We start from the raw sequence: 9,835 nt of genomic DNA on the forward strand, positions 1-9,835 counted from the left end.
GGGTGGATTCCCCGGGGCAAGTTTCACAGTGGATGTTGCTAACATGAAACCTTCACGCAGGTTCCCACTGCAGCCCGATCGCCCAGGCGGCGCGGGGGTCAGTTTCGCGGTGAAAGGGGTTTGAATTTCAATTTTAGCGTTGATTTGATAACCCTACGCAGTTTTCGCTGTCCCGGTTACCGAAGCCCCTTGACGCGATCGCGAACCACTGTGTTGCGACGTCCCAATTATCAATTCTTAATTTTTTTCTTGCAACCCGTGGTGCCCCACCCAGCATTCCCGTGGAAATACGGAGTTTTTGTCATTTGTCATGGGTTATTGGTCACGGGTCAAGGGACAAAGGACAAATGACAAAGGACAAATGACCTACGAAGGGGGAGTAGCTTCCACGAGTTGGGGTAAAGTCAGGGTAAAGCAAGTTTCCCAAGCTGGAGAATTTTCCAGGGGGTAACTGGACACAGTAATGGTGCCATTCAAGTGTTGGACTAAGCATTTAACCAACGCCAGACCTAAGCCGGTGCCTCCGATCGCTTTTTCGGTGACTCCTTGACCCCGGCGAAACTTTTCGAAGATATGGGGGAGGTCTTCTGGAGAGATGCCTGCGCCGATGTTAGTTAAACGGAGGGTGACTTCATTGCGTTCTAAATCGATGTGGTGATTGACCTGGAGGTAGACGGTGGTGCCGGGATCGGAGTATTTGCCGGCGTTGGTGAGCAGTTCGTGAAGGATGCGATCGAAACTTTCGGGATCCGTGTTGAGTTTGAGAAATTGCTTAGCCAATCCCTTGGGCGATCGCTGGGGTAAATCCAAAGCCAAAGTTAAGCCAACTTCTTCCCACTTTGCCGAAAACGAGTCAGCCAACTGGGGTAGAAGCTGCTTGAGTTCGAGGGTTTCCACCTTAACATTGGCTTGCTGGGATTCATACTGCTGTAGCTTGAGCAAATCTTGGACCAGATTGCTTTCGCGCTTCCACTCCGTTTCTAGAATTTCGAGATATTTTGCTTGACGGTCCGGGGCGATCCCCGGTTGACGGAGCATTTGGATAGCCATTTTCATGCTCGTCAGGGGAGTATTGAGTTCGTGGGAGAGAGTGGTGAGGAATTCATCCTTAAGCTGGTTGAGTTGACGAAGTTGGTCGATTTGCTGACGAGTTTTTTCATAGAGTTTAGCCTGGACTTCCAGAGAGCGCTGTAATTGGGAGGTGCGTTCTTCCACCAGTGCTTGGACTTGCTGGAGGGTTTGGGTTTGTAAAATCGCGGTACTGAGCTGCGCCGCCACCAGTTCCACCAGTTGGATTTCGTCAGGTTGCCAACTGCGCGGGGAGGAGTGTTGCAAGACAATGAAACCCAAAACCGTGCCTTGAGACGAACCGCCGCCGCTAACGCCCAGGAGGGGCATAACCAACAAAGCAGGCATTTCCTCGGGATGGAAAATCGAGGCGACTTCCACCTCCGGGTTGAGGGCGAGCACAGAGCGTTGGTCTGCGATCGCCAAAGGAGTGGGGGCATTGACGAAAGCTTGCTGACACCAGTAACAATCCGAAAGCCAGAAAGAGCGATCGCTTTGATGGCGGGAACTTTGGTTGGCAGAAGACGTCTGAGCTGCAGATGAGCGGATCGCGCAGGTGCGGTTATTTTCGCAGGCCACAGTCACTTTCGCCTTCGGAAGGCGCGGCAAGGATGCCTCCAGGGAGGTTGAGGAATGCGAGTCTGAGTCGCGCCCGGGAGTGGTGCGCGAACTGGTTGCGGGAAAACGAGTTTTAAAAAACGGGTCGATGTATTTTAACAGGAGGATCGCGCTGCGATCCACTTCGAGGGTATTCGTCAGAGTGCCGATTGCCATTTGAAGGATGAGATTGATATCCGATCCGCGATGGATAGCCATCGTTAGTTGGTGGATCGAGGTTTGATACTGAGTTTTATGGCGAACCTGCTGTTGTAAAGCAGAGATTAGCTGAGTTTGGGTAATTTGGTTGAGGGCGATCGCCACTTGTTCTGAGACTGCGGTTAGCTTCATCATATCTTTTGCTGTCCAACAATTGGGTTGAGTGCGTCCCCTGGGTTCTGGAGAGGCAACTTCCTGGGAGAGCGACTGGCGATCGCGGTGAACAGCGCCGTGCCGATGCATCAAGATAATGGCTCCATTAACCTGACCTGAAAACCGGGTAGTGATGCCCAAGATCCCGCGAACTGGCAGGCGTTCCCATGCAAAGCCCATTGCGAGATCCAATTGACAAGCGCGAGTATCGGAAATCATCAGCAAATCAGCATCAGCGAGCTTTTCTAGCCAATCGACTCCTTCTAAGGCAGACAATGCATCGGAAGAAAACAGCGCCGAGGGAGGTTCGGCATACCAATAGCTCGTCTGCTCGATTTCCTGTGAGCGATCGATCGCCGCGAGGAAACAGCAGTCTACCTGGAACAGTTCGCCCACCATCTGAGCCATTCCTTGCAGCTTCAACGCTGTGTCAGAATCGGTTTGGAGGAGATGGGAGAGTTGTCTGCCGACATCGGCGGTTTGGATCTCTTGCATGAGTCGAGCTGGAGATTCGGGCTGCAGGACGGGTGAACTCAGGGGAACAGTGAAAGACTCAGCCATTGTTTTGCGATCCTTATCCTTCGTACAAGATGCTGACGCACCGCAGGGGGGAGCTATCCCGGAATGGGTTTCCAGTGCTGGAAAAGCCCCCGGAGTCGGTTTGAGGGTTGCTAAGTGCATCGAGGGTGCCTCGAGACACTGCAAGCCATTATCTGCACTGTCACTCACCCCTGCGCGCTGGTGGAATTTCCATTTTGTCCTATTGTCGAACCCAATGGCGACCCCTTGGAGGTCAACAGTCACGTCGGGTGTCACCCGCTGCCCGTCAGGCTGAGTCCTTTGGCTCCAGGTTACACGGTTGATAAGAGGGATGGCATCAGTGATTTCTCTGCTATTTATTATTTTACCCTTCTCGAGTCGCACTCCAGGCCGAGGGCTAAGCAGTGGGAAAAATAGCAGCCAGTTGCGGGGGTGGTGGACTGGGGGGAGAAAGTGGGGTCGATGGGTGCTAGTATCACCCCATAATCATTTCGGTTCGTCGATATTGATTGATTGAAACGATTGGTGCGAGGGAGCGAAAAGCGAATATGGGCAGAATTTTTATTTCAGCCGGACATGGGGGATATGAAAATGGGGCCATCGATCCGGGTGCGATCGCCGGCGACACCACCGAGGCGCGGGAAATGATTTTGCTGCGCGATTTGGTGGTGACGGAACTGCGATCGCGCGCCTTAGAGGTATTGTCGGTTCCGGACGATTTGAGTCAAAGCGACACGATGAGTTGGATTAACGCCCGCTGGCGCAGGGGGGATGTGGCGCTGGAACTGCATGCCAATGCCAATGCCTTTCCCGCCGCCAGAGGAGCTAGGGTGTACTACATTGCCAACAACGACGAACGCCGCCAAAATGCGGAGCAAATGCTCATGGCGCTGCTGCGACGGGTGCCGATGCTCTCCAACCGAGGGGTAAAGCCGGATACGATCGCCGAACGCGGTAGTTTGCCATTTTGTCGGTGGTTGATTTCCCCTTCGTTGCTGATGGAGGTTTGCTTTTTGACCAACCCGGATGACCGATATCTGCTGCAAACCCGCCGTCGCGACTTTGCGATCGGCATTGCTGATGGTTTGGAAGCTTGGAGTCAAGGCACGGAGTTGAGCGAACCGGTGCCTCCGGGTTCTTCTATCCCCGAACCGCCCACCTATCCGCCGATTAATATCAATATTAACGGGCAGATTTATGGGGAACAAGGGGTGATTATCAATGGCAATGCATACATTCCCATCGATCTGGTGGATAGTTTTAAGGTGGATTTGTCGCAAGACCCTGACATTCGGCGCGTCAGTTACCGTCAGGTTGTATATGTTAAGGCGATCGATTTGCGCGAACATCAAATTTCGGTAAGCTGGGACGGTGAAACGCGCACGGTGCTCTTGCGCTCGATTTTGCAAATCTGCCCGGGCTATATCGATCGCATCATGGGTTATGGCAAAACCTCGGAAGTGCAACTGCTGATGTTCCTGAAGGGCAATCACGAAAAAGCCCTGTTGGATTTCCCCGATCTGCCGAAGCTCTACCGCGAAGAAGGGGCAATTGAGGGGGTCAATTACGATATTGCCTTTTGTCAAATGTGTTTGGAAACCAATTTTCTGCGCTTTGGTAGCGAAATCGATCCGGTGCAAAACAATTTTGCCGGGTTAGGGGCGATCGGGGGTGGGGCGAGTGCCGCTTCTTTCCCTTCCGCCCGCATCGGGGTCCGCGCCCATATCCAACACCTGAAAGCTTATGCCAGTACCGAACCTCTGGTCGGGGAACTCGTCGCCCCCCGCTTTCGTTTCGTCGCCCGGGGGGTGGCTCCTTTGGTGGGACAGCTTAGCGGTCGTTGGGCGGCAGATCTCGACTACGGTACTAAAATTATGGCATTGCTGCTTCGGTTGTATGAGTCGGCAGACCTGTTTTAAATTGGGGCTTGACTCCCACATCGGTATCGGAAAATGCCGCGATCGCGTCGATGGTGGGGTATTCTGTGGGTATTCTATGGGAATTAGCGGTTACCGGGGAGGCGATCGCAACCACCTCTTGACGTCAGCAGCACACCGAACATATGGCTATCGAGGAACAAATTAGTGCCAGGGAGTTAGTTAAACTCTATGCCGAGGGGCGCAGAAACTTTCGCAATGTCCAACTCAGCGGGAGGGAACTCAAACAGGTCAACTTGCAAGATGCGGATCTCGAAGGAGCCTACTTTCGCTGGGCAGACCTGCGCGTCGCTAATTTCCAGGGGGCAAATCTCTCTCGCGCCGATTTCCATCGCGCTAATCTGTGTGATGCGAGTCTGCTTCATGCCACCCTGAAAGAAGCTAATCTCAAAGGCGCTAATTTGCAATGGGCCGATCTGAGCGAAGCGAATCTTCAAGGCGCATCTTTGATGAAATCTCAACTCGCTTGTGCGAACCTGCGCGGCGCTTCGGTACGCTTGGGCAAACTCCAAGAGGCCAATCTGGATCAGGCGGACCTCACTCAAGTGGATTTGCGCGTGGCCTCTTTGCAGTCGGCTCACTTGTGCGATGCCGAAATCTCACAAGCGAAGCTGCAAGAGGCTATCTTGTCTGAGGCGAATCTGACTGGGGCAAATCTGGAGGGGGCTTCTCTCCAAGGCGCAAATCTCGATCGCGCGATTCTGGTGAGTGCGAATCTGACTGACGCTTGTTTGCAACAGGTGTCTTTACAAGGCGCAAATCTCGCGGATGCCAAGTTATTTGGCGTGTCTTTACAAGGCGCAAATTTGCACAATGCAACCCTGCCCGCGATCGCCAATCTGCAAGGCGCTTGTCTGCGCGGTGCCAAGCTGCAAGGGGTTCGCTTGTCTACCGGCGAAAATCTGTTAGCCGCTATGTTACCCAATGGCATGATTCCCGATAATCGCCACCCCTCCCCGGCGATCGCATCCTCGGGCGGGGAGTCCGAGAATTCCTCCCCACCCCCCACGGATTCTGCGAGGAACTCTGGCGCGGTTCCGACCAAGGAAGAAGCAATCCCCACGAGCGATCGCAACGCCAACAGTTCCCGAAGCCGAATTTCCGGTAACTCACATAGGGTTAAAGCTCTCGGCTCCTCCCTCGGACTCGATCCTGACGGTGCGATCGCCAATGGAAAAATGCCCAACCCCTTCGCGTTCCCTCCAGATGAGGCTTTATCCCCCGATGAAATTTCCTTGGAATTCGCACAACAAGTGCTAGAAACTGAAGAGCATTTAAACCCCGCCAGTCTGGCGATCGCCCACCGACGCGGCTCTTCTTCGTTTCGTCACAACTTGCTCGCCGCTTACAACGGGCGCTGTGCGATTACCGGCTGCAATGCCGAACCGGTTTTAGAAGCGGTAACTTTGTGCTATAATTATGATGAAACCCATGCCTCTGACCCCTCTGCCGGCTTGCTCTTGCGCGCTGACATTCACACCCTCTTCGACTTGCATTTGATGGCCATTCACCCAGAAACCCTGAACGTCTGGGTGTCCCCCAGCTTGCGGAATACCGACTACAGCGAGCTTCACGGGCAACCCCTGCGCCCGCCAGTGGAGTTTGAATACCAACCCCGTCGCGAACTCCTGCAATTGCACTGGCGTGCTTGTGCGTGGGTGGAGGATTGCGAGATGAACAGGTAATACCAGCGGGCGATTGAAATCCCGCCTCGGCATGCTTGCGTCCCCATGACAAGGACTTCTCAGTTTAACTCGTTTCCCCCCGAGGGCAACCTCCCGGCGATCGATGTGCCGTGGAATCACCCTGGCTGATTATTTTACCCGGCGGGCAACCCCTTTCTCTACATATATCCCGGGGGTTTAATCAAATACGTCGCCCATGCTGGCGCTTCATCATTCTCCTCTGGGGTGACGGGTTTTGCCAACCGCCAGGTTTTGCCTTCTGTCTGACGTTGCAAATACAAATCGAAACTATTTTGCCGCTCGGTGACTCGTTTATCTGGCAACTGAATGGTTAAATTATAACTGCCTCGGATATGATACGATAGTAAATCTTCAATTTTGAGCGGTTCTTCTTTCCAGATTTCTACCCGGTTGATTTCATAGTTGGGCATTTTATCCCCTCGATCCACATAGCGACTGAGATGTTGTCTCAGTTGTTGTTGATTTTGACTCAGTTCTAAGGCGAGGGCGCCTTGTACCACGTCGCGGGTGGGTTGAAAACCGCCTAAGCTAAACGTGACGCTACAACTGCTGAGCAAGAGGATTAAAATTGCGATCGCAATCCCTCTGAAAATAGATTGAAATCTGACTCCACCCATGTTAATCTCCACAACGATAACCGATCGATAATTTCTCCTGAAACTATTTAACGATGTCTAAGCAAACCTTAGGATTGAGCGATCGCCTTTATGACTATTTTCTCTCGGTTTCTCTGCGCGAGTCCGAGATCCTGCGCCAATTGCGAACCGAAACCGCCGCTCATCCCTTCTCCCAAATGCAGATCGCACCGGAACAAGGCCAATTTATGGCATTTCTGGTTCAGCTTATGGGGGCGACGAAGACCCTGGAAATCGGCGTCTTCACCGGGTATAGTTCCCTGGCGATCGCAATGGCTCTCCCCCCTCATGGTAAAGTAATCGCTTGCGATTTGAGTGAAGAATATACCACAATCGCGCAACGCTACTGGCAAAAAGCCGGTGTGGCGGATAAAATTGACCTGCAAATCGCACCGGCCCTCCACACCCTCGATGACCTCATCGCCGAGGGTCACTCCGATACCTTTGATTTTGCCTTTATCGATGCGGATAAAGTCAACTACGATAACTATTACGAGCGATCGCTTCAACTTCTGCGCCCCGGCGGGTTAATCGCGATCGATAACGTCTTGTGGGGCGCAAGAGTCGCCCAACCCGACATCCAAAATGAAACCACCCAAGCAATCCGCGCCCTCAACGCCAAACTACACCATGACGATCGCATTACCCTCAGCATGGTTCCGATCGCCGATGGCCTCACCCTTGCCCGCAAAAACCCCCAGGAATAGCCAATCCCCAACCTGCAACCCTCAACCCCCATTGAGAATTGACAATTAACAAAATCTGACTAACCAACCACTAATGACCAATGACCAATGACAAATGACCAATGACCAATTTACCGCAAAAGAAACAACAACGCCACCCCACTCACCGAAATCAGGCCCCCAAAAATCGCACGGATGCTGACCCTTTCCCCCATCCAAATGGCCACGGGAAGCACGAATAGGGGACTGGTTGCGCCCAAGGTTTGAGCAATTCCTGCCGGTGCAAATTTAAGGCCAATTTGTTGCAACCAAATGCCGAGATAGGTGCTAAAAAATGCCGTAATTGCGATCGCCCCCAGCAAGCGATGAGACTGCAACGGTTGGAGAATCCTCGCATTTTTGCGTCCAAATATCCACAGCAGCAGCACCAGCACCCCAGCGCACAACCGCATCAAACTACTCCACAACGGATCCACTGAAGTGTCCGAGAGTGCCGATCGCGAGAGTACCGCACCCACCGCTTGCCCGAGGGCGGCGAGCAATCCCAAACTGACCCCACGCATCAGATGCTTTGGCGTGCTGCTGTTTCCGGGAACTCGTTCACTAATCACCCAAGCCACACCACACAAAGTAAGAAAAACACCTCCCCACGCCCCAGATGTGAGGCTTTCGGTGAGAAAAATCCGAGCGAGTACCGCCGTCATAGGCGGTGCGAGGGTTTGCAGCAATAACGTGCGTCGCGCCCCCAAGTGATTAATCGCCGCAAAAAACACCGTATCGCCCAAACCGATGCCGATAATGCCACTCAAAAGCAGCAGAACTGCTGCTCTGGCGCTGCCATCGCCGGCCAGGGAAAGTGCTACCGAGGGGGAGCGCGTCGGATCCAGGTGAGAGAATAGCACATCGCGCAGCAGCACCGTGACCAGAATCAAGGCGATCGCCACCGCGCCTTTGCCCAGGTTGAGTGCCATCGGGGAGATTTTTTGCCCCAGTTGTCCGTAAACTACGGAAGCTAAGGCCCACAAACAAGCACCACCAAGCGCCGCCAGTTGCCCTTGATAATCCGCGATCGCCCAATCCGAAACCCATGCCCAAACTAACATTACGGTTGATTATCCCACCATACCATACCACTGAAAAAGTCAGAGCCATCGGGGCGCTGCGGTGTTACCCGTCGCCGACGAGGGCGATCGTGCCATCCCCCGACGCTCTTTCCCTTTATCATCCCCTAATGATAAACCAATGTGAATTTCTCGCAAACCCCCTGGGGCAATGTAACGACTGTAACCACAGGGATTTTGCTAAACTGCTATTCATTAATTAATGATTACAATCAAAACATAGAACCGAATCTGGAGGTCTAGGATGAAATACACCTTCGACATCTTGGGAGTTTCCCCAATTTTATATTTTTTTAACCAACAACAGGAAATCATCAACACCGACTCTGGTGTGGGGGTGGAATATCTCGGCACCCAGAAATGTACCCTGGATGCGTTTCTCGAATCCGTGGAAAGCGTTTCTCCCGCGAAAGAGTGGGATCGCGATAACGTGGTGGAAACCGTGATTCAGTTTTGGCTGAACAATGAAGATAAAATCGACTATTGGAAAACCCGGTTAGATGATGCCGGGAATAACAATCTGCTCGTTGCTCGAGTGGCAGATATGGACGCATTGCGCTCTACCTTTGAATCGATTCTCGGCGAGAGTTAAACCCCGGCGGTAGCACTTCGGCGATCGCTTGGTCAAACCATTTTTGCATTGCTTTCCGTCTCGCGGTCAATGGTTGTCCCGCCTGCGATCGCCACCAATCCCCTCATCCGCGCGATCGGGTGGGAAAAAGCACCCGAGGGTCTCCCTGTGGTAGGGATGAGAACCCCGGGAAAGGTTCACCACTGGTAGAGACGCCATTCATCGCATCTGGCGCGCAACCCACCACGGCGAGAAACCCCGTTTCTTGTCTTTTTGATTGAATGCGGACCTGACACTCTAGAACCGCTAGCTTCCCCTTCCCCTAACCCCCTCATCCGGTGCATAAATTTCCCAAATTGTCAATGACTTTCGTCACGATGAAAAGGGCAAATCCTCACCAGCGATCGCCGGTTTCGATCCACCCCAACCCCCGATCGCGATCGCCTTCCCTCACCACCGGAATCACGGCAAAACTTCCAGCGATCGCCCACAATTGAAATAACACACAGGTGAGGAGGATAAGGACGTCAGCACCCCGCTCTAAAGAGACGGGGCTTCTAGCCCCTGACTTTAGGTAGCTGACCAGCCTAAGCCCTACGAGG

At 53.1% G+C, this 9,835-nt stretch carries 9 protein-coding genes; 4 read left to right on the forward strand and 5 right to left on the reverse strand.

The features are described from left to right. Positions 1 to 366: 366 nt before the first annotated feature. Entirely contained in the window at positions 367 to 2,598 is a 2,232-nt protein-coding gene (locus LKK83_RS11455; protein WP_324631246.1) for an ATP-binding protein, read from the reverse strand. A 527-nt stretch (positions 2,599 to 3,125) separates the two neighbouring features. Between LKK83_RS11455 and tftA the strand changes: the two genes are divergently transcribed. Both tftA and LKK83_RS11465 read left to right on the forward strand, forming a co-directional pair. Then, positions 3,126 to 4,496: a hormogonium tapered terminus morphoprotein TftA gene (gene tftA, locus LKK83_RS11460; RefSeq protein WP_324631247.1), complete on the forward strand. Its 1,371-nt coding sequence runs from the start codon at positions 3,126 to 3,128 to the stop codon at positions 4,494 to 4,496. 143 nt (positions 4,497 to 4,639) lie between these two features. Then, positions 4,640 to 6,199 (forward strand): pentapeptide repeat-containing protein, encoded by a 1,560-nt coding sequence (locus tag LKK83_RS11465; protein ID WP_324631248.1) that lies wholly within the window; start codon positions 4,640 to 4,642, stop codon positions 6,197 to 6,199. Between the two features lie 158 nt (positions 6,200 to 6,357). On the opposite strand, the gene LKK83_RS11470 is transcribed toward LKK83_RS11465, so the two are convergent. Further along, on the reverse strand, positions 6,358 to 6,837 hold the full coding sequence (locus LKK83_RS11470; protein WP_324631249.1) for a hypothetical protein: 480 nt from the start codon (positions 6,835 to 6,837) through the stop codon (positions 6,358 to 6,360). 53 nt (positions 6,838 to 6,890) lie between these two features. On the opposite strand from LKK83_RS11470, the gene LKK83_RS11475 reads away from it, so the two are divergent. Further along, positions 6,891 to 7,562, forward strand: a complete 672-nt coding sequence (locus LKK83_RS11475) for a class I SAM-dependent methyltransferase (protein WP_324631250.1) — start codon at positions 6,891 to 6,893, stop codon at positions 7,560 to 7,562. Between the two features lie 110 nt (positions 7,563 to 7,672). Here LKK83_RS11475 and LKK83_RS11480 read toward each other — a convergent pair whose 3' ends face one another. Beyond that, positions 7,673 to 8,644: a DMT family transporter gene (locus LKK83_RS11480; protein WP_324631251.1), complete on the reverse strand. Its 972-nt coding sequence runs from the start codon at positions 8,642 to 8,644 to the stop codon at positions 7,673 to 7,675. Beyond that, complete coding sequence (locus LKK83_RS11485) at positions 8,644 to 8,766, reverse strand: hypothetical protein (RefSeq protein WP_324631252.1); 123 nt, start codon at positions 8,764 to 8,766, stop codon at positions 8,644 to 8,646. The genes LKK83_RS11480 and LKK83_RS11485 overlap by 1 nt, the downstream gene beginning before the upstream one ends. Before the next feature lie 140 nt (positions 8,767 to 8,906). On the opposite strand from LKK83_RS11485, the gene LKK83_RS11490 reads away from it, so the two are divergent. Further along, positions 8,907 to 9,254 (forward strand): hypothetical protein, encoded by a 348-nt coding sequence (locus LKK83_RS11490; protein ID WP_324631253.1) that lies wholly within the window; start codon positions 8,907 to 8,909, stop codon positions 9,252 to 9,254. A 373-nt stretch (positions 9,255 to 9,627) separates the two neighbouring features. Here the strand turns inward: LKK83_RS11490 and LKK83_RS11495 are convergent. Next, the coding region (locus tag LKK83_RS11495) for a hypothetical protein (protein WP_324631255.1) at positions 9,628 to 9,835 on the reverse strand (208 nt) is incomplete at its 5' end.

Source organism: Phormidium sp. CCY1219, from assembly GCF_035615515.1.
Classification (GTDB): Bacteria; Cyanobacteriota; Cyanobacteriia; order Cyanobacteriales; family Laspinemataceae; genus CCY1219.